Source organism: Vibrio sp. TRT 17S01, from assembly GCF_050113695.1.
Taxonomy (GTDB): domain Bacteria; phylum Pseudomonadota; class Gammaproteobacteria; order Enterobacterales; family Vibrionaceae; genus Vibrio.
This window is the reverse complement of record NZ_JBNJOG010000001.1, coordinates 232984-256550: the sequence shown is the minus strand read 5'-3', so window position 1 is coordinate 256550 and position 23567 is coordinate 232984. Positions and strand designations below refer to the sequence as shown.

Here is a 23567-nt window from a genome sequence, read left to right as displayed (position 1 = left end):
CTTCTCAAATCAAGGATGTACTCAATCTTTTGCAGAATCCTGTGATAGCCACCAGATAAAGGGACGTTTAAATAACGCCACAAAGTAGATTTTTATTCTATCAAACCTTTTTTTGTTGTAGTTTAATAAAGAAATTAATTCATTTTTGGGTTTTACACAATGCAAAATATCGGAATGTCGTCAAAACTCGACAATGTCTGCTATGACATCCGCGGACCAGTATTGAAACATGCTAAGCGCATGGAGGAAGAAGGGCATAATATACTGAAGCTAAATATCGGTAACCCTGCCCCATTTGGTTTTGACGCCCCTGATGAAATCTTGGTTGATGTCATCCGTAACCTCCCAACATCTCAAGGTTATGCGGATTCGAAAGGCCTTTATTCTGCGCGTAAAGCCGTTGTGCAATATTACCAACGTCGAGGTATCCGCTCTTTAGACGTGGAAGATGTTTACATCGGGAACGGAGCATCTGAGCTAATTGTGATGGCGATGCAAGCTCTGCTCAACAACGGTGATGAAATGCTGGTACCAGCACCAGATTATCCACTTTGGACTGCCTCAGTTTCACTGTCTGGTGGTAACGCCGTTCATTACCTCTGTGATGAAGAATCTGACTGGTATCCCGATCTCGACGATATCAAAAAGAAAATCACACCGAAAACGCGTGGTATCGTCTTGATCAACCCAAATAACCCAACGGGTGCGGTATATAGCCGTGACTTCTTATTGGAAGTGATCGAAATTGCTCGCCAACATAAGTTGATCATTTTTGCAGATGAGATTTACGACAAGGTTCTGTACGACGGTGCGACCCACACTTCTGTCGCTAGCCTTACAGACGATGTACTCGTCGTCACATTCAACGGCCTATCTAAAGCCTATCGCGTTTGTGGTTTTCGCAGCGGCTGGATGTTCCTAACCGGACCAAAACATTTGGCCCAAGGTTATATTTCTGGCTTAGAAATGCTGGCATCCATGCGTTTGTGTGCCAATGTTCCGATGCAGCATGCAGTGCAAACGGCACTGGGCGGTTACCAAAGCATTAATGAATTGATCTTGCCTGGTGGTCGCTTACTTGAACAACGCGATCGTGCTTGGGAGCTGGTAAATCAGATTCCGGGGATCTCTTGCGTCAAGCCCAAAGGGGCAATGTACCTATTCCCTAAAATTGATACCAAGATGTACAACATCAAAGATGACCAAAAAATGGTCCTCGATTTCTTGATTCAAGAAAAAGTACTGCTGGTACAAGGCACTGGCTTCAACTGGCCAAAGCCGGATCACTTCCGTATTGTGACATTGCCTCATGTTGAGGATCTCGAAATGGCGATTGGTCGCTTTGAGCGCTTCTTGTCAACTTATCGCCAGTAGTATTCAGATTCGATCTCTCATATGCTAAAAGGATACTCTTTGGAGTATCCTTTTTCGTTTAGCAAGGAGTCAAACGATGTCCGAACCCACACTGAAAGAAAGCCATTTTTTTGCCCACCTTGCTCGTATGAAGCTTATCCAGCGCTGGCCCCTTATGCGCTCAGTTTCCAGTGAAAATATCTCTGAACACAGCCTGCAAGTTGCATTTGTTGCTCACGCTCTGGCACTTATTAAAAACAAAAAATTTGGTGGTAATCTGAACCCGGAGCGAATTGCCATTTTAGGCATGTACCACGACACCAGTGAAGTCTTGACGGGCGACCTTCCCACCCCAGTTAAGTATTACAGTCCCGAGATCGCCAAAGAATACAAAAAAATCGAAGCAGCAGCGGAAAAAAAGCTACTTGGTATGCTGCCTGATGAATTCAAAGATGATTTCGCACCCTTTCTGCTCAGCCATCAAGCAAATAGTGAAGACGCTGCAATAGTGAAACAAGCCGACACCATTTGTGCATACCTAAAATGCCTAGAAGAGCTCAGCGCTGGGAACCACGAATATGCACTGGCCAAAAAGCGTCTTGATATTTCGCTGAAAGAACGTGAAACAGAAGAAATGCTCTATTTTCTTAATGTCTTTGCACCAAGTTTTGAATTATCACTAGACGAAATCAGCTAATTGATATTCAGCCAATACTCACATCCGTTGCTGAAACGCATTAAGTAGGTACTCAATGAATACTTTTTTGCGTTTTGGCACCAACTTTCGGTCTGCGTAGACCAAACTCACCTGCACTTCCGGCATTCTATACTCTGGCAACAAATGAACCAATGCACCACTAACAAAGTGTTCGCGACAGATAAACTCCGGCAGCACAGCAATACCTAAACCATCAATACAGGCTTTTAAACAGGCAGTAATAGTATTGACTCGTAACCGATACGGCAAGTCAATATGGTATGACTCACCACTGTCAGGTTGCAGATGCCACTTTGGCAAACGAGCAGCCTTATTAAATACTTCCACCAAATGATGGGGAGCAGTTAAGTCCTGATGAGAAGTGATTTCACCAAACTGAGCTAAGTACGTCGGACTTGCCACTAGTGCTCGTTTAGAAGAGGTTAGAAAACGTGAGACGAGATTAGAATCTTCAAGGTCTCCGATTTGGGCGTAAAGATCGATACCTTCACCAATAATATCCACTTCACGGTTACTCAATTCTAGGTTCATTGTTACATGAGGATAATCGAGTAGGAATTGGTGGATATAGCTACCCAGCACCTGATGGCCTAATTCAACTGGCAGAACAACGTTAAGAGGTCCGCGAACCAGATCCTGATTGGCGGAAACCTCCAGCTCAGCCTGATTCATAATTTCCAGCATTTGTAAGCTGGATTGATAAAATGCTTCTCCTTCAGGAGTCAGTACTAAACTGCGCGTTGAGCGCGTGATCAATCTCACACCTAAATATTGCTCTAACTCAACGAGCTTTCGACTTACCGTTGACTTTGTCATGTTCAGTGTCTCTGCTGCGTGGGTAAAACTCCCACAATCAACAACTTGGGTAAATACAGTCACTGAATTTAAATCCATAAAGCCTCCCAGAAACACCTTATTAGTTAAATTTTTGCAACAGTGTTTCCTTTTTTTCCTATCTTATCAACCAATGTGATTCATTTACAATTCGTTGCATTCGAAATTCAGTTAACTTTAAGAGTGCAAAATGGCAGAGACCCAACAAACAACCAGCACAACCAAGTCCAAACGCAACAAAGCACCTTTGATCGCAACCGCACTAATGCTGTCATTTGGTCTGCTGGGTGGTGGATATTGGTTTGGTTATGGGCAATATTTTGAATCCACTGACAATGCCTATCTTCAAGGTGATATCACTACCATCAGCCCTAAAGTGTCAGGTTATATCGTTAAGTCTTACGTATCCGATAACCAACAGGTGAAACAGGGACAGTTGCTGGTTCAAATTAATGACCGCGACTATCAGGCGGCATTGGATCAGTCCCAAGCACACCTCGTAGTGGCGCAATCGAGTGTTAAAAACCTTAGCGCGCAACAAAACTTACAGCGCAGCCAAATTAATCAGGCTGAAAGCCGAGTAGATTCTGCTCGTGCTGAATACGAGCGTGCCGCTCAACAAGTGTCTCGTTCCCGTAGTCTGCTAAAACGCAACTACGCGTCGCAGGACGAGCTTGACAGCATGCTGGCTCAACAGAAGGTGACTCTTGCTGAACTTGAGGAAGCAAAGGCTAATCTTTCTGCTGCTAATGACCAGTTAATTGTGATTGGTAGCGAAATAGAACAAGCACAAGCATCTGTCACTGAAGCACAGGCTCAACTAGAACAAGCTCAGCTAAACCTCGACTACACGAAGGTCTATGCTCCTGCCGATGGTATCATTGGTAAACGCAGCGTTCGTGAAGGTTTGTTAGTTCAAGCAGGCTCACCATTAATGAGTTTGGTTCCGCAACAAGGCGTGTGGATTGAAGCCAACTTTAAAGAAACCCAGCTAAATGGCATCCATAAAGGACAAAAAGTAACCGTTGAACTGGATGCCTTCCCTGGTCAATCCTTAGAAGGTGTGGTTGACAGTTTTTCTCCAGCTACTGGCGCTAAATTTGCGCTCCTACCACCCGAAAATGCAACTGGTAACTTCACTAAAATCGTTCAGCGCGTACCGGTAAAAATCACCATCCCAGACCAAAAATCTCTCCAAGGCCGATTACTACCAGGTCTATCGGTTGTTGCAACCATTGATACACGAGGCTAAGCAATGAGCCAATCTACTGTCATTGCTCACGTGGAAGCTGATGAAGTACCAGTTCGCCACTGGGTAGCATTATTCGGTGGCCTGATTGGTGCCTTTATGGCTATCTTAGACATTCAAATCACCAATTCATCACTCAAGGATATTCAGGGGGCCCTTTCGGCGACACTCGACGAAAGCTCTTGGATTTCTACCTCCTATTTGGTTGCTGAGATGATCGCAATTCCTCTCAGTGGTTGGCTGTCTAAAGCATTAGGTAAGCGCCGTTATCTAACCTGGACTACGGCAATCTTTACCCTTTCATCGCTGCTGTGTTCTTTCTCATGGAACATGACTTCGATGATCATCTTTCGGGCCATGCAGGGCTTTAGCGGCGGGGCTTTAATTCCCCTCGCCTTCTCACTGGTCGTGCAACTGCTCCCCTTAAACAAGCGAGCCGTTGGTATGGCTCTGTTTGGCGTAACAGCCACATTTGCCCCATCTATCGGGCCAACTTTTGGCGGTTGGCTGACAGAGAACCTATCTTGGCACTACATCTTTTACATCAACCTCCCACCAGCACTGTTGGTGATCTCTATGATTCGCTATGGATTGGATGATGAAAAGCTAGAACTGAGTTTGCTAAAGAAAGCCGACTGGTTTGGCATTGTCACTATGGCACTCGGCCTAGGGTGCCTTGAAGTGGTGCTCGAAGAAGGAAATCGCGAAGAATGGTTCAGCTCAAGCTTTATTATTGCACTCAGTATTGTCTCAGCTGTTAGCTTGGTCTACTTCATCATTAACGAGTTACAGCACAAGAAGCCTCTGGTAAACCTGAGATTATTGCGTGACGGTCAGTTTGCGATGGCCTGCATTGCGTATTTGATTTTGGGGATGGCACTGCTTGGATCCATCTACGTCCTACCAATGTATCTGACTCAAATTCAGCAATACAACGCGATGGAGATTGGTGAAGTGTTAATGTGGATGGGATTTCCTCAGTTACTCATTTTCCCATTAGTGCCAAAGCTAACTCAGATTATTAAGCCTAAATATTTGGTCACATTTGGCTTTACAATGTTTGGATTAAGCTGTTTTGTGAATACACATATGACCGTCGATTTTGGCGGCCAACAACTGATTTTATCTATGGTATTACGTGCTATTGGTAGCCCATTCATCATGGTGCCACTCTCCTTAGTTGCGATGAAGAACATCAATAAACCGGATACACCAGATGCTTCAACATTAACGAACGTGATGCGCAACCTCGGAGGTGCATTTAGTATCGCTATCATTGCGACCTTGCTTGATAACAAAACCCGCGAACATCTGGCTCATATTAAAGAATCGTTGCCAACCGTTAATCAGTTAGGCTGGCAGACACTTCAGCAACAGCAGGCTTTCTTTATTCAATCTGGCAGCGATGCTGCAACGGCTCTACAACAGGCACAGGCTAGTCTGGTTGGCATCATGCAGCGAGATGCCGCTATCATGGCCTACAATGATGTATTTCTGATGATGACGGGTTTCCTCGCGGTCGCCGCTATGTTGATTTTGAGTATGAAAGACTAGTAAGTACTGCAAATGGTAAACATTCCATCCTCTTCTGCTACTTGAAGTCCTTGCTGCATGAGTATACGGTAAGATAAAACAGAGGGAGATTGCCCATGACTTTTAAAATCAGTGATTTATGGCATCAACGTCATGATGACGAACATAAAATTCGTCGTGATGACCACCGCAGTCCATATCAGCGCGATCGTGCCCGTATTCTGCACTCGGCGGCTTTTCGTCGTTTACAAGCAAAAACCCAAGTACATGGTAAAAGTGTCGATGATTTCCACCGCACTCGGCTCACTCATTCATTAGAGGCAGCACAACTCGGTACGGGCATTGTAGCGCAACTGAAAAAGAAACAGCCTGAGTTCCGTGATTTGCTCCCGAGTGATAGCCTGATTGATTCCCTGTGCTTAGCTCACGATATCGGCCACCCTGCTTATGGCCATGGTGGTGAAGTAGCGCTCAATTACATGATGCGCGACCACGGCGGCTTTGAAGGCAATGCACAGACTTTCCGTATCGTCACCAAACTTGAGCCTTACACCGAGCATTTCGGCATGAATCTCGCACGCCGAACCTTACTTGGGCTAATCAAATACCCCGCCTTGCTTAGCCAAGTTTGTGCTTCCCAACAACCTGAACCAGCTCTCCATCAGCGTAAGCTTAAAGCGAAAGATTGGATGCCAGCCAAAGGTATCTACGACTGTGACAGTGCGTTGTTTGAATGGGTTCTTGCCCCGCTTTCAGACAGTGACAAAGACGCGTTTAGTCAGATGCGAGAAGAAACGCTCCCCGCAACTCAACACCATAAAACACGTTATAAATCTCTCGATTGTTCAATTATGGAGCTTGCGGATGATATTGCTTACGGCGTTCATGATCTCGAAGACGCGATTGTGCTTGGTCTTGTCACTCGCAATCAATGGCAAGAGGTCGCAGCTTGTGCTCTGGCAGAATGTGGCGACCCATGGTTCGAGGCGCATATCGATTCTGTCGGCGAGATGCTCTTTTCTGATACGCACTATCAACGAAAAGACGCCATCGGAGGCATGGTCAATGCCTTATTAACCAGTATCTCTATCAAGCCGGTTGAAGCTGCCTTTCATTCTGAGTTACTCGCGTTTAATGCCTTTCTTGAGCCGACCATGGCAAAAGCACTGGAGATACTGAAACACTTTGTTAGTCACTATGTCATCCAGATCCCACAGGTTCAAATGGTGGAATACAAAGGCCAGCAAATTATCATGGATATCTTTGAAGCACTCAGTGCCGATCCTGAACGTCTGTTACCTGAGCAGCCACGCCAGCGTTGGCAAAGCAGTAGTGATGAAACGCATGGCCTGCGAGTGATCTCTGACCACATTTCATCCATGACTGACGGTCACGCTCAAAGACTGCATCAGCAGCTGTTTTCATCTCATGGATACTAGGGTCTGTTGAACTTATCGATAAGAGTGGTTCATGCCACTCTTTTTCCAATCGACATTTTGACAAAACTCTTATCAATCGACTGCTCGTCTCGTGTTAGTTTATTGCGCAGAAATACCGTCAATCGATCTCGCTCTATGAACTTAAAACACTTAATACTGCTTCCATTACCCTTACTTTCTGTCGCTTGCTCTGCCGTTCCAACGGCTTCAGAGCCAACCAGTCACGTAGAAACTAAACATGCAGTAGAACCAATGTTTACTCAATTACAGCCAATTGAGATAAGTGAAAGTGTGGATACAGTCAAAACACTTGAGAAAGAGCAGCCACAAACTGAAATGATCGATTATGCACGGCGCTTTTTGGGTACTCAGTACATCTACGGCGGCAGCACGCCGAAAGGATTCGATTGCTCCGGGTACATCCAATACGTCTATCGAAAGTTTGATATCAACATACCTCGCACAACGGCGGCCTACCCGAGCTTGTATGCCAATAAGGTGTCGTTAGAAGATGCGAAAGTTGGGGATTTAATTGTATTTACCGGTACCAACCCTAACATTCGAAAACCGGGTCATGCTGGCATTATTACCGAAATTGGCGATGGAAAGCTCAGCTTCATTCATAGCTCGTCTTCCAAAAAGCACTTTGGCGTCACTGAAACCAATTACTACAAGAGTGGCTATCCTAGACGCTTCCTCACAGTGGTAAGTATGTAAGCTCTGCCTAGTTTTTATGATAATTGCGTTCAAAAACACCAGCGGGCATCTGTTGGATTTGGTATTCGATCATCTGATCAAAAGCATGTAGAAGCGGTGTAAAGTCTTGCTCAGGTTGTAACAAACTTAAAATATGGAAACCCGCTTCCACGGTAGAAAGTGCGTTATCACTCGGTGCTTTTCGAATACGGTAATTCCCTGCAAGGTTACTCGGCAACTTGAGCAATGGTAAAGTATGAAGATTGGTTGATAACTGCCACATCTTGTATGCTTTTTTCCACGTTCCATCAAGTAAAATAACCCGCAAAGCCACCTTTTCATCCGTGTGACTAAACCCCTCATTCACTTCAATCGCATTCTCTCCCGGATACAACACAAAGTGCTGCATATCCGCTTGATTTAACAATGCATTTAGCTCAGCATGTTGACTAAAGTCTTCTCCAACAAAGCAATGGCTATTTGGCAGAGATAAGGTCAGTATTCGAGCGGTACCCATCGGTCGTTTCGTTTCACTCGGATGCTGTAAAATAATCAGCTCTACATTCGATGGTAAGCTTTTTATCCATTGGCAAATACAGGCTTTGTGTGGCTTTCCACACTGAGTACAATATCGAGACATAAAGTGAATTTGTATCTTCTGTTATCCGTTATCAGCTTAATTTGTTTAGGCTTACAGTTCGAGCCATTGGCTACATTGAGTGAATGGAATCGTCACGCTCTGAACCAAGGAGAGTGGTGGCGCATCCTAACAGGAAATTTCACCCACACCAACTTTCCGCACCTTGGAATGAATCTCGCGGGGCTTTGGGTCATCAGCTATATTTTCAAACCTTCAACGAAAGCGCTGTTGTTTGCCCTGCTCACCACCAGCCTTGGTGTCGGCTTTGCCATTTTTCTATCCAATATGAACATCTACGTTGGATTATCTGGTGTACTGCATGGGCTGTTTGGCTATTTTGTCATTCAAGAGGTGATTCAAGGACGCAAAAGCAGTTGGCTACTTCTCATTGGTCTTGCGGCAAAAGTATTATGGGAACAGTTTGCTGGCCCGTCAGCCTCCACAGCCGCATTAATTGAGGCGAGAGTTGCGGTTGAAGCTCATCTTGCTGGCGCTGTCACTGGGGTATTATTTGCATTAATAGAAAAACGCCTGTCACTACTGGACAGGCGTTAGTCGTAACGCGATTAAACGATAGGTCGTTGACCACGGCTGATTAGTTTCATCAGTACGTTATCAGCGGCCTCACCAGCAACACCGGCTAGCTTGTCAGCCAATTTCTTCTTCGCAACGTAATGAATCGCCAATACGGTTTTGTCTTTACACGCTTCTACAACGATGTCGTCCGATGTTTTGATTTCATCCACAAGACCAAGTTCATGTGCTTGGGTACCAAACCAATGCTCACCCGTTGCAACTTTATCTAGTTCCAACTCAGGACGACGCTCACGAATAAAGTCTTTAAATAAACCATGCGTCTCTTCCAGTTCTTGTTTGAACTTCTCACGAGCTTTGTCTGTGTTCTCACCAAACATAGTTAAAGTACGTTTGTATTCGCCAGCCGTCAGTTGTTCAAACTCAATATCATGTTTTTTCAGTAACTTGTTAAAGTTTGGCAACTGAGCAATCACACCAATTGAGCCAACAATAGCAAACGGTGCAGACACAATTTTATCGGCGATACACGCCATCATATAACCGCCACTCGCAGCAACTTTATCAACGGCAATCGTCAAAGGCAGGCCAGCCGCTTTAATGCGGTCAAGCTGAGAAGAAGCCAAACCATAGCCATGGACCATGCCACCACCAGACTCAAGGCGAAGCAATACTTCATCCCCTTCTCGTGCCACAGCTAAAATCGCCGTCACTTCTTCACGCAGCGCGGCAACTTCTTTTGCATCAATACTGCCATTGAAATCGAGAACAAACAGGTGTGGTTCACGCTTACTGTCCAAGGCACCTTCTTTTGAAGCTTGCTTGATCTCTTTTTCGCGAGCCTTATTTTTTTCTTTCTCGCTTTTCTTTTCTGCTTTATCTCGCGCTTTAATAAAGGCTTCATCATGAAGGTGATGTTCTAATTGCTCTACTGTCTGTTTATGCGCTTCCGTCAGGTTGGTGATTTCCAATTCACCTTTCGCACCACCGCTTTTTCCGCTAACCGCTTTGGCAATCACCAAAATCGCTACAAGCGCGACCACGACGGTCACAATCTTGGCCAAAAACAGGCCATAGTCCAATAAAAATTCCAACGTCTTTATCCCCAAATGAACGAATTGGTGTATTGTAACCACCTTGCCATAAATACTTAAAGTAGAACATAACGATAAGGACACAAACTGTGGAGTATTCAGTTTCTGAACAAGCCCTAAAGGACAAAGTAATCTTAGTCACTGGTGCAGGTGACGGCATCGGCAAACAGGCAGCATTGTCATATGCACAACATGGGGCAACCGTTATTCTTCTTGGCCGCACAGTGAAAAAGCTGGAACAAACCTACGATGAAATTGAAGCGGCTGGTTACCCACAAGCAGCAATCATCCCACTGGATATGAAAGGAGCAACCAAACAGAATTACCTCGATATGGTCGATACCATCGAAGGACAGTTTGGCCGCTTAGATGGCGTGTTACACAATGCCAGCTTACTTGGTGTGATCAGCCCATTTGATCAAATTGGCGAAGACACTTATGACGATGTCATGCAGGTCAACGTTAAAGCTCAGTTTATGATGACTCAAGCGGTGTTGCCTTTATTGAAAAAATCAGACGACGCTCGCCTTGTGTTCACCTCTTCAACGGTTGGTCATGACGGCCGTGCTTTTTGGGGCACGTACGCTATGTCTAAATTTGCAACCGAAGGCATGATGCAAGTTCTGGCAGATGAACTGAGCGACTCCAGCGTACGTGTTAATGCAATTAATCCAGGTGGCACCCGTACGGGAATGCGTGCTAAAGCCTACCCAGCAGAAGATGCTGAGTTGTTAAAAACACCACTGGATATCATGCCACTTTACCTTTATTTGATGGCGCCAGAAGGCCGTGACGTACATGGCCAGTGCATTGATGCTCAGCCAAAGAAATAACTAAAAAGATTTTCCGTTTATTCAACGCTTTGCTTTTTTGCGAGGCGTTTTTGTATTTATTCCTCTCTTTTCCTCTTGCCGCTTCTTTATAATGAATTATACTGTATAAATATACAGGTATTTTGTTATGTATGAATTGATTGAGCATCTGAAAAATAAACAGTGGGTTTGGCAAGGGTCATACCATCAAACCACGCAAGAATTCTTCTCCACTGGCTTTCGTCTGTTGGATGAAAAATTACAAGGTGGTTTTCCTAAACAAGGTGTTGTTGAGGTGGACTCCCCTTCAGGCATTGGCGAACTACGCTTGCTCATGCCACACCTTCGCCAAAATCAACAACAACGATTGAGTGTATTTATTCAGCCGCCTGGTTATCTTTGCGCTGAACAACTCGAAAGCGAAGGGCTCGATCGTAACCACATTCTCTTTATCAACCCCAAAACTGAACGTGAAGCGTTATGGGCAGCAGAACAGTGCCTAAAAAGCGGAGCCTGTGACAATGTATTGCTGTGGCATTCAGAGCTTGAGGTGCATCAGGCGCGCAGACTTCAGGTTGCCAGTGAGACTGGGCGCTGCTTACAGTTTCTATTCAAAGCTCAGCGCAAGCATGTGTTTTCACTTCCCGTAAGTTTAAGCCTTCGATTACAACCCCATGAACAGGGACTCGAGATCAGTATCACCAAGCGGCGTGGTGGTTGGCCACACAGCAGCTTTATTTTAGATATGAGTGAGCGCTGGCCTTCGCTGTCATTGCAGCGCAAAACGCCCGTCGTTATTCCTTTTCCCATGCAAAAACAAGGCTAAACATGCAACTCTGGTTATATTTATATTTTCCGGCGTTACAGTTGGACGCCTTATTTTCTGACCAAACTCAATCCCCTTTAGTCATTGTGGATGGGCGAGCGCATCACGTGGTTCAAGCAAACCCAAACGCACTGGATCAAGGCATAAAAATAGGCATGGGCCTCGGCAGCGCTGCGGCAATGTGCCATTCCCTGCAAGTCCATCCTTATGATGAAAAAGTGGAAGCACAAACCTTAACGGACATAGCTCAATGGCTCTATTTGGTGACCTCTGACATCGTACTCATGCCACCACAGGGGATCTTGTTAAAAGTGACGGATATGCTGTCTCTTTATGGTGGCCTAATGAAATATTGGGGTACCCTCTCTCAGCACCTGAATACCTTGCAGATACGCTATCATTTTGCATGCGGTTTTTCCCCCTATTCTGCAATTTTGCTCGCGAAAGGACAGCAAGATTTCCTCTCTGAAGATAAGCAGCAGCTACTTGAACGCATACAGCCGTTCCCACTGGCTGCCACTGAGTTAACGATAAAACAAGTAGAGAAACTATCCCGAGTAGGCATCCAAACACTTGCTGATTTACTGGCGCTACCGTTACAGGAAGTCGCGCGACGTTTTGACATTGATCTTGTCAATTACCTTGGTCGCTTAATGGGCCAATTTAAACACCCGGTGACGTACTATCATCCTCCTGAACATTTTCAAAGTCATCTAGCGCTGCTGTTCGATATCGAGAATATTCAGTGGCTAGAGAAGCCACTTACTATTTTATTGAATAAGCTGGAACATTTTCTAAACCTGCGTAATCAAGTCGCTTATGAGCTCTCTTTGCAGTTACATCAAAGAGATGGTCAATCAAACCAGATAACCTTCACCTCCGCGTGTGGTGATTATCAAGCAAGTCGTTGGATGACCTTATGCCAACTCACACTTGAATCCGTGCAACTCGAAGCGCCTGTTCAAGGGTTAACGCTCAAAATTGAGCGTAGCGGCGAACTTGAGGCCAACGCACAAGATTTATTTTGTGGTCATCAAGGGCAACAAAGTGAGCTAGAACTCATTGCATTGTTGCAAGCCAAATTAGGTAAGGAGCAAGTACGAAAAATTGCACGAACCGATGATCCTAGGCCAGAAAAAGCCACTGTATTGTGTGCTCCAACTCATACCCCGCCTCAAATACGCCGTGTAACGCGGTTACGACCGAGCCTTATGTTGCCAGAACCAGAGTCGTTAACAGAAAAAGTCACCTTAATACAAGGACCAGAGCGACTAGTGACCGGTTGGTGGGATGGCGATAGTGTTATTCGTGATTACTTTGTTGCTCGAAGCCAGCAAGGCCGGTGGCTATGGGTATTCCGCGATCAAGACAAACATTGGTTTCTTCATGGTCAATTCAGTTAAGGAGCCTAAGTAGTGAATTATGCCGAGCTGTTTTGCCAAACTAATTTCTCATTTCTTACTGGTGCTTCCCATGCAGAGGAGCTGATCTTACAAGCGGATTTTCTGCGTTATCACTCACTGGCGATCACCGATGAATGCTCTGTCGCAGGGGTTGTCCGTGCTTACAGCGCCATTAAACAACATCAATTAGGGATTAAGCTGATTGTCGGCAGCATGTTTTGGCTCAATCAAGAATGCCAAGTGGTTCTCCTCTGCCCTAACAGACAAGCTTATGCAGAGCTGTGTCGGATCATCACTAATGCAAGACGGCGCTCTGAGAAAGGGCAATACCAGCTATCTGAATGGGATCTCATGTCCATCAGGCACTGCTTCATAATCTGGCTTCCCAGTCATAAAGAAGACGACCTCAAGTGGGGCCAATGGCTCGGTCAACATCATCACTCTCGGTTGTGGCTTGGTGTGCAGCGTCACCTCAAAGATAGCGACCAAACCTACCTTCATCATTGCCAAACGTTGGCCAGCGAATTGCACCTTCCTATTACGGCTTGTGGTGGTGTATTAATGCATACGGCCAATCGGTTACCCTTACAACATGTCTTAACCGCTATTCAGCAAGGCAGTAGCGTCGAGAAAGTGGGTGCTCATTTAATCTCTAATGCAGAGCATGCACTACGCAGTAAAGAAAAACTCCACCGCCTGTTCAAACCACAATGGTTAGAAGAGAGCGTACGTATTGCCACCCGTTGTGAGTTTGACCTAGGCTCACTACGTTATGAATACCCTAGTGAACTGATCCCTGATGGGGAAACGCCAATCAGCCACCTAATCAATCTGGTTAATCAAGGGAAAAGGCAACGTTTTCCCAAAGGTGTACCAGAATCGATCCAGCACACTATTGATAAAGAATTGGCTCTGATAGAAGAGCTCAACTATCCATTTTATTTTCTCACCATTCACGACATTGTGATGTTCGCTAAGCGTAATGGCATTTTGTATCAAGGCCGGGGGTCTGCAGCTAATTCTGTCGTATGCTATTGCCTCGAGATAACTTCAGTCGACCCAAGGCAGATTTCTGTACTGTTCGAGCGCTTTATCAGTAAAGAGCGAGATGAGCCACCCGATATCGATGTCGACTTCGAACACGAGCGACGTGAAGAAGTCATTCAATACATTTATCAGAAATATGGCCGTGAGCGTGCCGCACTCGCAGCGACTGTGATTTCTTACCGTTTTAAAAGTGCGATTCGTGATGTAGGGAAAGCGCTGGGAATCGAAGAAACACAGCTGGACTACTTTATAAAAAATGTTAATCGACGCGATCGATCCCAAGGTTGGCAAGCACAAATTGTTGAACTTGGCTTACAGCCAGATTCACTAAAAGGTGAACAATTTATCCAATTAGTGAATGAAATTATGGGGTTCCCACGCCACCTTTCACAACACGTTGGGGGCTTTGTGATTTCATCAGGCCCGCTATACGAACTGGTGCCTGTTGAGAATGCATCGATGCAAGATCGTACCGTCATTCAATGGGATAAAGATGACTTGGAAAGCCTTGGCCTACTAAAAGTAGACGTGTTGGCTCTGGGTATGCTCACCGCTATACGTAAATGCTTTGGCCTTATCAAGCAATATCACCACAGAGAACTTTCCATTGCAGCGATCACCGCCCAGCAAGATGACCCAAATGTGTATGCAATGATCCAAAAAGCAGACACCATTGGTGTGTTTCAAATTGAGTCACGTGCTCAAATGAGCATGCTGCCAAGGCTAAAGCCAAACAGCTATTATGATTTAGTCATCCAAATTGCCATCGTCCGTCCGGGGCCAATTCAAGGCGATATGGTTCATCCTTTTCTCAAAAGACGTAATGGCGAAGAGCCTGTGACCTACCCATCTGAAGACGTGCGAGACGTACTGTCGCGAACGATGGGAGTGCCTATTTTTCAAGAACAAGTAATCAAATTAGCCATGGTAGCTGCTGGTTTTAGTGGCGGTGAAGCCGACCAACTTCGCCGAGCCATGGCAGCATGGAAGAAAAGCGGCAGTGTTTTTAAATTTAAAAACAAGCTGATTGATGGCATGAAAGAACGCGGTTATGAACAGCAATTTGCAGAACGTATTTTTGACCAAATCTGCGGTTTCGGAGAGTACGGTTTTCCAGAAAGCCACTCGGCCTCATTCGCGGTGCTGGCTTATTGCTCGGCGTGGCTAAAATATTATTACCCAGAAGCGTTTTATACTTCTCTCCTTAATAGTTTGCCCATGGGATTTTACAGCGCTTCTCAGTTGGTTCAGGATGCCAAGCGACACGGTCTTAACATTTTGCCTTGTTGTGTGAACCAATCAGGTTTCCACCATCAAGTAGTAAGAATGGGTGACCAACTAGCCATTCGGCTTGGCCTGAGACAAATTAAAGGATTCAGTGAGCACAGTTTTCATCAACTCTGGAAAGCCAAGCCTTCACAAGGTTACCAACACCCTTCTCAGCTTAAACACATTGGTTTAAGCCAGCGCGATATTGAGTTATTGGCTTCAGCCAATGCCATGCAGGCTTTTGCTAATAACCGTTACCAAACACGGTGGGCGATGATGGATTCTGTGTCTGATCTTCCTCTTTTCCAAGGCGTTGAAGAAGAGAGCACCACACACTTGTATCAACCCAGTCCGGTACAGACATTGGTCGAAGATTACGCAGCAACAGGGCTATCACTCAACGCCCACCCTATTACTTTACTTGAACAAGCAAGGCGACTGCCCAAATTTACCCGAATGAAAGAGCTATTGGCAAAACCACATAAATCTTTGGTCACTGTCGCGGGGGTTGTCACTGGTAAACAATCACCCGGCACAGCAGCAGGCGTCACTTTTTTCACCTTAGAAGATGACAGTGGCAACATTAATGTCGTCGTTTGGGGCGCGACAGCCCGAGCACAAAAACAAGCGTATCTCACCGCAAAAATTTTAGTCGTAAAAGGAATTTTGGAGCGAGAGGGCGAAGTAACCCATGTTATCGCTGGCAAGTTGATGGATGTGACGGATCATTTAACGGGATTGAAGACAAAATCACGAGATTTCCACTAGCGGAGAAAAGAAAAAGGGAGCATTGCTCCCTTTCGTTATTATTGATTTGTTTTAACGATTTAACACCTCACGCAAGCGATCTTGCGCCACTTGCACCAACAAATCAGGCTGAAATTTAGAAATAAATCGGTCACATCCCACCTTCTTCACCATCGCATCGTTAAAACTTCCGCTAAGAGAAGTATTGAGCGTAATGTGCATGTCTTTCATTCGCGGATCATTACGGATTTCATAGGTTAATTTATAACCATCCATCTCTGGCATCTCTGCATCGGTGATCATTAACAGCAGTTCTTCTGTGACTTTCTTGCCCTCATCACACCAAGTTTTAAGTAAATTCAATGCTTCTAACCCATCTCGGCATTCGATAATGTTAAGGCCGAGCTGAGATAGCGTCCCTTTAACTTGCGCTCTCGCAGTCGATGAATCATCCACAATGAGTACATTGCGTCCAGCCATCTGAGAGACTAAATCATGGTCAAGCACACCTTCAGAAATCGACACATCGTAGTCGATGATCTGGGCAAGCACTTTCTCAACGTCAATAATTTCAACGATTTTCTTCTCGTCACCTTCTTTAAGTTGAGTGATCGCCGTGAGATAGTTTGCACGACCAGCTGTCTTTGGTGGCGGCTGAATTTCAGTCCATGCGGTATTGACGATATTACGGACCTGCCCAACCAAAAAGCCTTGAACCGTTCGGTTATATTCTGTGATGATCAGGTTTTCTTCCGTTTCTTCTAAGCGTGAAGCTGGAAAACCAATGGCACTACGTAGATCAATGACAGGAACTGAAACGCCACGAAGTGATGCTACTCCCGTAATATGATGATGAGAACCTGGCATTTTAGTAAGCGGGGGAACTTTTATCACCTCTCTCACCTTAAACACATTAATGGCGAAGATCTGACGACTGTTCAGGCTAAACAGTAATAGCTCTAGGCGATTCTCACCCACCAGATTGGTACGCTGGTCTACTGTATTTAATACTCCGGACATAAGGCTTCCCGAAAAACTTATTTATATCAAAAATAGTCTATAGCGAGTCACTAAGACAAAAATAAACCCATATAACCTTAAAGTTATATGGGTCGTTTGTAAAAAGAAACCTTAGTTGCAGAAATAAAAGTGTTAACCTTCAATCACTTTCATTAGCAATAAGCCATCAAATAAAGCTTGTTTGATCAACGCTGCCCCCGGCATTGTTGCTTGTTTATAGAAGCGGGACTCGACCAACTCCAAATCCTGATAGTAAACAGGCAGACTTTGCTCTTCGATGCACTTTCTGATCTCAGGATATAAAACATCTTTCGCTTGATTGATAACACCACCAATCAACACTTTTTCTGGGTTAAACAAGTTCACTACAATCGCAATAGCAGAGCCAAGGTAGCGCCCTAGCTTTTCAATAACATCCACAGCAAGCGCATCACCGTTAGCGGCGGCTTCACAAATGTCTTCAACAGACACTTCTTCAATATCAGCTAAGATAGAGGCTTCACCACCAGCAATTCGTTCACTCACTTCATTACGAATGGCTTGCGAGCTAGCCACTGTTTCAAGACAGCCATAATTACCGCAATGGCATTTTTTACCCTTCGGGTCGATTTGGATATGGCCTAACTCACCGATATTGCCATGTCGCCCCTGTAACACACGCCCATCAAGTACAATCCCAGCGCCAAGCCCATGATGGATAGAGATCAAAACAGAGTTTTCGTTGTTTTGAGAGTGACCAAACAACTTTTCAGCCAGTGCCCATGCTCGAGTATCATTAGCAATAAAAACAGGCAAACCGGTTGCTTTAAAGATTTCAGGCCCTAAAGCTAAGTTTTCCACATTATAGTGAGGCATCTGGAGCACAATACCTTGCTCAGAATTGACGAGACCAGGCAATGTAATGGCGATACTTGTTACCCGATCAAGCTGATCAGAATACGTTTGGAAAAATTCTTCGATTTCATGCAGAAGACGTTGGAGTACATCTTCTTGATCAATTTCATGAATATCAATTTTGGTGTCGATCAGTACATCGCCACCCAATTCATGGAGTGCAATGGTTAAGTAACCACGCCCAAGGCGCATGGAAAGAAATTGCCAACCTTCATTATTTACTTGTAGGCCAACAGCAGGACGACCACGACTGGTTGCTTCCTGAACGGTCGTCTCATGGATAAGATGAGCTTCAATTAATTCACGCGTGATCTTAGTAATACTAGCGGGGGCAAGTTCACTTTCCTTCGACAAGTCGATACGGGAAATTGGACCTTTTTGATCAATGAGTTTATATACACGGCCAGCATTGACCTGCTTGATATGATCAATATGGCCAGGTTGAGCCATGTACATAGAGCACTCCGAATATCAATGACATGGTAATTTTTTTACTTTGCGAAGTAATTGTGAAGACCTTTGGTAGATTGCCGTGACAAGCATCACGCATAAACATGATTCTTTGCGTACTCAGTCAAATAGAGAACGATTAATCTCATTATCGATAGCATTTTTTTGCTCTGATAAATATCTACAATACAGGTATCAAATTCCGGTTATTTTTCTCTCAATTATCGAGGCCTTGCGTATACTTACTTCAGTGTCCTACCTATGGAGAAGCGCATGACTGCAATTCAAAGAAGAACAAAAATTGTCACTACTCTCGGTCCTTCTACAGATAAAGATGACGTATTAGAGTCCATTATTACTGCGGGTGCTAACGTCGTCAGGATGAACTTTTCACATGGCAGTGCTGAGGATCATAAGCTTCGAGCCACCAGAGTACGTAACATTGCGGCAAAATTAGGGACGCATATTGCGATATTGGGAGACTTACAAGGACCAAAAATTCGAGTCTCCACATTCAAAGATGGGAAAATCCACCTCAATGTAGGTGAAAAATTCACATTAGACAGTGAATTACCTGCCGGTGAAGGCCACCAGCAAGCCGTTGGCTTGGATTACAAAGAACTTCCTGATGACGTCTCCAAAGGCGATATTTTGTTACTTGATGACGGACGCGTACAGTTGGAAGTCGTCCAAGTCGAAGGTTGCAAGGTTCATACAAAAGTTATCATTGGTGGCGCCTTGTCGAATAATAAGGGCATCAACAAAAAAGGCGGCGGTCTTTCTGCCGACGCTCTGACAGAGAAGGATAAAAAAGACATTCTTCTGGCCGCTGAAATTAAAGTGGACTACCTCGCTGTCTCATTTCCTCGCAATGGCGAAGACATGAAGTACGCTCGAAGACTTGCAAGAGATGCTGGCCTTGAAGCGAAACTGGTCGCCAAAGTGGAACGAGCTGAAACGGTAGAAAGCGAAGAAAACATCGACGATATTATTCTCGCCTCTGATGTTGTCATGGTCGCACGTGGTGATCTTGGAGTAGAAATTGGCGATCCGGAACTTGTCGGCGTGCAGAAACAATTAATTCGAAGAGCACGCAGCCTAAATCGAGCGGTCATCACTGCTACGCAAATGATGGAATCGATGATGGAAAACCCGATGCCAACCCGAGCAGAAGTCATGGATGTTGCCAATGCGGTACTCGATGGAACTGATGCAGTCATGTTATCTGGAGAGACTGCTGCCGGTAAGTACCCACTAGAAACAGTCCAATCGATGGCAAGTGTCTGTCTCGGCGCAGAAAAAATGGCGGCTATCAACCGTTCTAACTATCGGATGGATCATGTATTCGAGACAGGCGAAGAAACTATTGCTATGTCAACCATGTTTGCAGCGAATCACATGCGAGGCATCAAAGGGATCGTAACCTTGACCGAGTCAGGCAGAACTGCACTCATGACCTCACGTCTAAGTTCTGGTTTGCCTATTTTCGCACTCTCCCGCAACGAGGGAACTCTAAACCGTAGCGCACTATATCGCGGAGTATTCCCCGTCTACTTTGACTCTAAAGGCGATGTAGGCCTTTCTACAGCACAAGCAGCAGTAGACCGACTCAAACAGATTGGTTTTTTACATGAAGGAGATCTCGTGATTATCACACAAGGTGATGTGATGGACGTTGTCGGCTCCACGAACTGCATGCGTATTCTCTCGGCATAACCTATCCGCTTTCGAAAAAGAAAAAGCCAGTCATCTGACTGGCTTTTTACTTATGCTTAAATCGAAATTACTTCTTTGGTTTCTTACGCTTGTCAGTGATGTCCCATTTGCCATCAATGTACAATGCAGTCCAACCAGAAGGCTTGCCGTCAATCTCTGAACGCACATAGTTTTCTTTAGACTTACGACTAAACCGAACCACAGTCGGGCGACCATCTGGGTCATGAGTTGGTGCATCCGCTAAGTAATGGAACTTAGGAGATAAGCGCTCTTTAAAGCGAGCCAACTCTTCAACAAGTGGTGCACGTGTTTCACGAGATTTAGGGAAGTTGTGCGCTGCCATAAACAGGCCGGATGCCCCATCACGTAACACAAAGTAAGCGTCTGAGTTTTCACACGGTAGTTCAGGGAAGTGAACTGGATCTTCTTTCGGAGGAGCCACTTCGCCATTTTTTAAGATCTTACGAGTGTTTTTACAATCGTCGCTGGTACAGTCCATATACTTACCAAAGCGACCATTCTTAAGCACCATGTCACTGCCACATTTGTCACACTCGACAACCGGGCCATCGTAACCTTTAACCTTGTATTCACCGTGTTCGACAACAAAGCCATCACAGTTTGGGTTATTACCACAGACGTGAAGTTTGCGCTTGTCATCAATCAAGTACGCATCCATTGCTGTTTCGCAAATAGGGCAACGTTTCTTCGCGCGTAGAGCCGCCGTTTCAACATCTTCTTCTAGAACATTGATAATGCCTTCTTCGTCACCTAAATTAATCGTTGTTTTACAACGCTCTTTCGGTGGCAATGCATAACCTGAACAGCCTAGGAAGACACCTGTTGAAGCAGTGCGAATCCCCATTTGACGTGAACAGGTCGGACATTCGATGTCTGTCAGAACAATATGGTTGGGCTTCATGCCACCATGTTCTTCGTCTTGCTCTGCTTTCTCTAAATCACCAGTAAAGTCACTGAAGAAGTTATCTAACACCCCTTTCCAGTTCGCTTCACCTTCTGCAATTTGGTCAAGTTTTTCTTCCATACGAGATGTGAACTCATAGTTCATCAACTCGTTAAAGCTATCATCTAAACGGTCGGTAACAATTTCACCCATTTTTTCTGCGTAAAAGCGACGTTGTTCTACTTTGACGTAGCCACGATCTTGGATCGTTGAAATGATAGATGCGTAAGTAGAAGGACGACCAATTCCACGCTTCTCTAGCTCTTTAACCAAGGCGGCTTCTGTAAAGCGCGCTGGCGGCTTAGTGAAATGTTGCTTAGGATCAAGTGTTACCAAGTTCACTCGGTCGCCAACCTGAACAGCGGGAAGAATTTGGTCTTCATTTTTGCCTAAAGGACGTTGAACACGAGTCCAACCATCAAATTTCAGGATACGGCCTTTTGCTTTCAGCGTGTATTCAGCGGCTTTTACACTCACGGTTGTTGAATCATATTTTGCCGGTGTCATCTGACAAGCCACAAATTGATTCCAAATTAATGCATACAGCTTGTGAGCGTCCGCTTCCATACCTTGAAGATCATCGGCTTTTACTGCGACATCTGAAGGTCGAATTGCTTCGTGCGCTTCCTGTGCGCCCTGTTTACTACCGTAAACATTCGCTTTTTCAGGAAGGTAAGCGTCACCATACTCAGAACCGATAAAGCTACGAGCCGCTTCCACCGCTTCTGCACTCAAGTTGGTTGAGTCGGTACGCATGTAAGTGATGTAACCCGCTTCATACAGACGCTGAGCAAGCATCATTGTTTTCTTAACACCGTAACCAAGGCGCGTACTTGCTGCTTGTTGCAGTGTCGATGTAATGAATGGTGCTGACGGTTTGCTCGATGTCGGACGATCTTCACGCTTGCAAACTTCGTAATCTGCTTTTTCCAAAACAGACATCGCCGCCTTTGCCTCAGCTTCATTTACTGGTTTGAAAGCTGTCCCATCTCTTTGGGCAACCAGCAAACGGAAATCAGATTTATCTTGAGTCTTGGTGTCAGCATGAATGTCCCAGAATTCTTCAGGAACAAACGCTTTGATGGCACGCTCACGCTCAACCAGCAACTTCACGGCTACTGACTGTACACGACCAGCAGACAAACCACGCGCTACTTTTTTCCAAAGTAACGGCGACACCATAAAGCCCACTACGCGGTCCATGAAACGTCGAGCTTGCTGAGCATTCACACCATCCATGCTTAACTCACCAGGCTTTTCAAATGCCTGTTGAATAGCGTTTTTGGTGATCTCGTTAAACACCACTCGTTTGTATCGCTCTTCATCGCCACCGATGATCTCACGAAGGTGCCAAGCGATAGCCTCTCCCTCGCGGTCTAAATCGGTTGCGAGATAAACGCTGTCTGCGTCTTTCGCGAGTTTTTGAAGCTCGGCAACCACTTTTTCTTTACCGGGCAGAATTTGATAGTTCGCTTCCCAACCATCGTATGGGTCAATACCCATCTTTTTGATCAGAGCTTTGCGATCTTTCTCTTTCTTAATACGTGCTTTTTCTTCTACGCTTAAGCCTTTAGTCGACACAGCTGCAGCCTTTTGGCCAGAACTTTGCCCTGCTGTAGGAAGATCACGCACGTGACCCACACTGGACTTAACGATAAAGTCTTTACCGAGATACTTATTGATGGTCTTCGCCTTCGCAGGAGACTCCACAATAACGAGTGACTTACCCATAACTGACTCAAATGCCCTCAATCATTGCCGATTATTTATAGAACGGCATACTTAAAATATTGCTTCTTTTTTTACTATTGAGCGAGATTCCCAGAAGATCAATATCTTTTTTGAAAATATCCTTTGATTGCTCGACAATTCAACGATGAGTGAATTATCAAAAGAGGCGCCATACTATACGGGCAGACCAAATCACCCTAATCGAAGCGATGATTTTCAGTCTTCGATCACAAAACCTTTGAATGAGTCCATCATATGGTAATTGATCTTTGCTCCCAGCACTCTACAATCGCAGCAGAAAACCATACTGGAGTACCCAAATGAGTGATAAAAAAGCCATCTCAGAATTTGATTTACTACTGATCGCAAACCAAATCATCCAAGAACATGATGATTATATTGAGGGCATGCGTGCAGATTCTGTCGAAGAAAAAGAAGGCGTTTTAGTATTCAAAGGAAACTACTTCCTTGATGACAACGGGCTGCCAACAATGAATACCACGGCAGTATTTAACATGTTCAAATACCTAGCTCATCATCTTTCAAAAGAATTTACGTTAGAAAAATAAACCGCTAACGAATGATGCTTTCTTGCAAT

Annotated in this window: 19 protein-coding genes; 13 read left to right on the top strand and 6 right to left on the bottom strand. The window is 45.0% G+C overall.

The annotated features are described in order from the left end of the window. Positions 1–159: 159 nt before the first annotated feature. Positions 160–1374 (top strand): pyridoxal phosphate-dependent aminotransferase, encoded by a 1215-nt coding sequence (locus ACQEXS_RS01115; RefSeq protein WP_367988659.1) that lies wholly within the window; start codon positions 160–162, stop codon positions 1372–1374. 76 nt (positions 1375–1450) lie between these two features. Beyond that, positions 1451–2050 (top strand): 5'-deoxynucleotidase, encoded by a 600-nt coding sequence (yfbR, locus tag ACQEXS_RS01110; RefSeq protein ID WP_367988658.1) that lies wholly within the window; start codon positions 1451–1453, stop codon positions 2048–2050. An 18-nt stretch (positions 2051–2068) separates the two neighbouring features. On the opposite strand, the gene ACQEXS_RS01105 is transcribed toward yfbR, so the two are convergent. Beyond that, positions 2069–2965 (bottom strand): LysR substrate-binding domain-containing protein, encoded by an 897-nt coding sequence (locus tag ACQEXS_RS01105; RefSeq protein ID WP_427012520.1) that lies wholly within the window; start codon positions 2963–2965, stop codon positions 2069–2071. A gap of 130 nt (positions 2966–3095) precedes the next feature. Between ACQEXS_RS01105 and ACQEXS_RS01100 the strand changes: the two genes are divergently transcribed. From ACQEXS_RS01100 to ACQEXS_RS01085, 4 genes are all read left to right on the top strand, one after another. Then, positions 3096–4157 carry an HlyD family secretion protein gene (locus ACQEXS_RS01100; protein ID WP_427012519.1) on the top strand — a complete coding sequence of 354 codons (1062 nt, stop codon included), beginning with the start codon at positions 3096–3098 and terminating at the stop codon, positions 4155–4157. A gap of 3 nt (positions 4158–4160) precedes the next feature. After that, a complete protein-coding gene (locus ACQEXS_RS01095; RefSeq protein WP_427012518.1) occupies positions 4161–5708 on the top strand; it encodes a DHA2 family efflux MFS transporter permease subunit in 1548 nt (515 codons plus the stop codon). A gap of 95 nt (positions 5709–5803) precedes the next feature. Continuing rightward, complete coding sequence (locus ACQEXS_RS01090; RefSeq protein ID WP_427012517.1) at positions 5804–7126, top strand: anti-phage deoxyguanosine triphosphatase; 1323 nt, start codon at positions 5804–5806, stop codon at positions 7124–7126. A 135-nt stretch (positions 7127–7261) separates the two neighbouring features. Beyond that, positions 7262–7843 (top strand): C40 family peptidase, encoded by a 582-nt coding sequence (locus tag ACQEXS_RS01085; RefSeq protein ID WP_427012516.1) that lies wholly within the window; start codon positions 7262–7264, stop codon positions 7841–7843. A gap of 7 nt (positions 7844–7850) precedes the next feature. Here ACQEXS_RS01085 and ACQEXS_RS01080 read toward each other — a convergent pair whose 3' ends face one another. Then, positions 7851–8462 carry a tRNA-uridine aminocarboxypropyltransferase gene (locus ACQEXS_RS01080; protein ID WP_427012515.1) on the bottom strand — a complete coding sequence of 204 codons (612 nt, stop codon included), beginning with the start codon at positions 8460–8462 and terminating at the stop codon, positions 7851–7853. Between the two features lie 3 nt (positions 8463–8465). Between ACQEXS_RS01080 and rrtA the strand changes: the two genes are divergently transcribed. Then, entirely contained in the window at positions 8466–9017 is a 552-nt protein-coding gene (rrtA, locus tag ACQEXS_RS01075; RefSeq protein WP_427012514.1) for a rhombosortase, read from the top strand. A gap of 11 nt (positions 9018–9028) precedes the next feature. Here the strand turns inward: rrtA and sohB are convergent, their stop codons facing one another. Then, positions 9029–10090, bottom strand: a complete 1062-nt coding sequence (gene sohB / locus ACQEXS_RS01070) for a protease SohB (RefSeq protein WP_427010889.1) — start codon at positions 10088–10090, stop codon at positions 9029–9031. An 89-nt stretch (positions 10091–10179) separates the two neighbouring features. On the opposite strand from sohB, the gene ACQEXS_RS01065 reads away from it, so the two are divergent. The 4 genes from ACQEXS_RS01065 (at position 10180) to ACQEXS_RS01050 (ending at position 16215) form a co-directional block, all read left to right on the top strand. Further along, positions 10180–10923, top strand: a complete 744-nt coding sequence (locus ACQEXS_RS01065) for a YciK family oxidoreductase (RefSeq protein ID WP_427010890.1) — start codon at positions 10180–10182, stop codon at positions 10921–10923. 127 nt (positions 10924–11050) lie between these two features. Beyond that, on the top strand, positions 11051–11728 hold the full coding sequence (imuA, locus tag ACQEXS_RS01060) for a translesion DNA synthesis-associated protein ImuA (protein WP_427010891.1): 678 nt from the start codon (positions 11051–11053) through the stop codon (positions 11726–11728). A 2-nt stretch (positions 11729–11730) separates the two neighbouring features. Then, entirely contained in the window at positions 11731–13131 is a 1401-nt protein-coding gene (locus ACQEXS_RS01055) for a Y-family DNA polymerase (RefSeq protein ID WP_427012513.1), read from the top strand. 12 nt (positions 13132–13143) lie between these two features. Next, positions 13144–16215, top strand: a complete 3072-nt coding sequence (locus ACQEXS_RS01050; protein WP_427012512.1) for an error-prone DNA polymerase — start codon at positions 13144–13146, stop codon at positions 16213–16215. Positions 16216–16266: 51 nt separating this feature from the next. Here the strand turns inward: ACQEXS_RS01050 and ACQEXS_RS01045 are convergent, their stop codons facing one another. Together ACQEXS_RS01045 and mlc are read right to left on the bottom strand one after the other, a co-directional pair. Then, positions 16267–17214, bottom strand: a complete 948-nt coding sequence (locus tag ACQEXS_RS01045) for a chemotaxis protein CheV (RefSeq protein ID WP_367988645.1) — start codon at positions 17212–17214, stop codon at positions 16267–16269. A 132-nt stretch (positions 17215–17346) separates the two neighbouring features. Continuing rightward, complete coding sequence (gene mlc, locus ACQEXS_RS01040) at positions 17347–18564, bottom strand: sugar metabolism global transcriptional regulator Mlc (protein ID WP_367988644.1); 1218 nt, start codon at positions 18562–18564, stop codon at positions 17347–17349. A gap of 267 nt (positions 18565–18831) precedes the next feature. Here mlc and pyk point away from each other — a divergent pair, with 267 nt between their 5' ends. After that, positions 18832–20274, top strand: coding sequence for a pyruvate kinase (gene pyk / locus ACQEXS_RS01035; protein ID WP_427012511.1), 1443 nt, complete (start codon positions 18832–18834; stop codon positions 20272–20274). Positions 20275–20341: 67 nt separating this feature from the next. Here pyk and topA read toward each other — a convergent pair whose 3' ends face one another. Next, complete coding sequence (gene topA / locus ACQEXS_RS01030) at positions 20342–22969, bottom strand: type I DNA topoisomerase (protein WP_427012510.1); 2628 nt, start codon at positions 22967–22969, stop codon at positions 20342–20344. Positions 22970–23289: 320 nt separating this feature from the next. On the opposite strand from topA, the gene ACQEXS_RS01025 reads away from it, so the two are divergent. Beyond that, positions 23290–23538 carry a YciN family protein gene (locus ACQEXS_RS01025; RefSeq protein ID WP_427012509.1) on the top strand — a complete coding sequence of 83 codons (249 nt, stop codon included), beginning with the start codon at positions 23290–23292 and terminating at the stop codon, positions 23536–23538. Positions 23539–23567 lie beyond the last annotated feature (29 nt).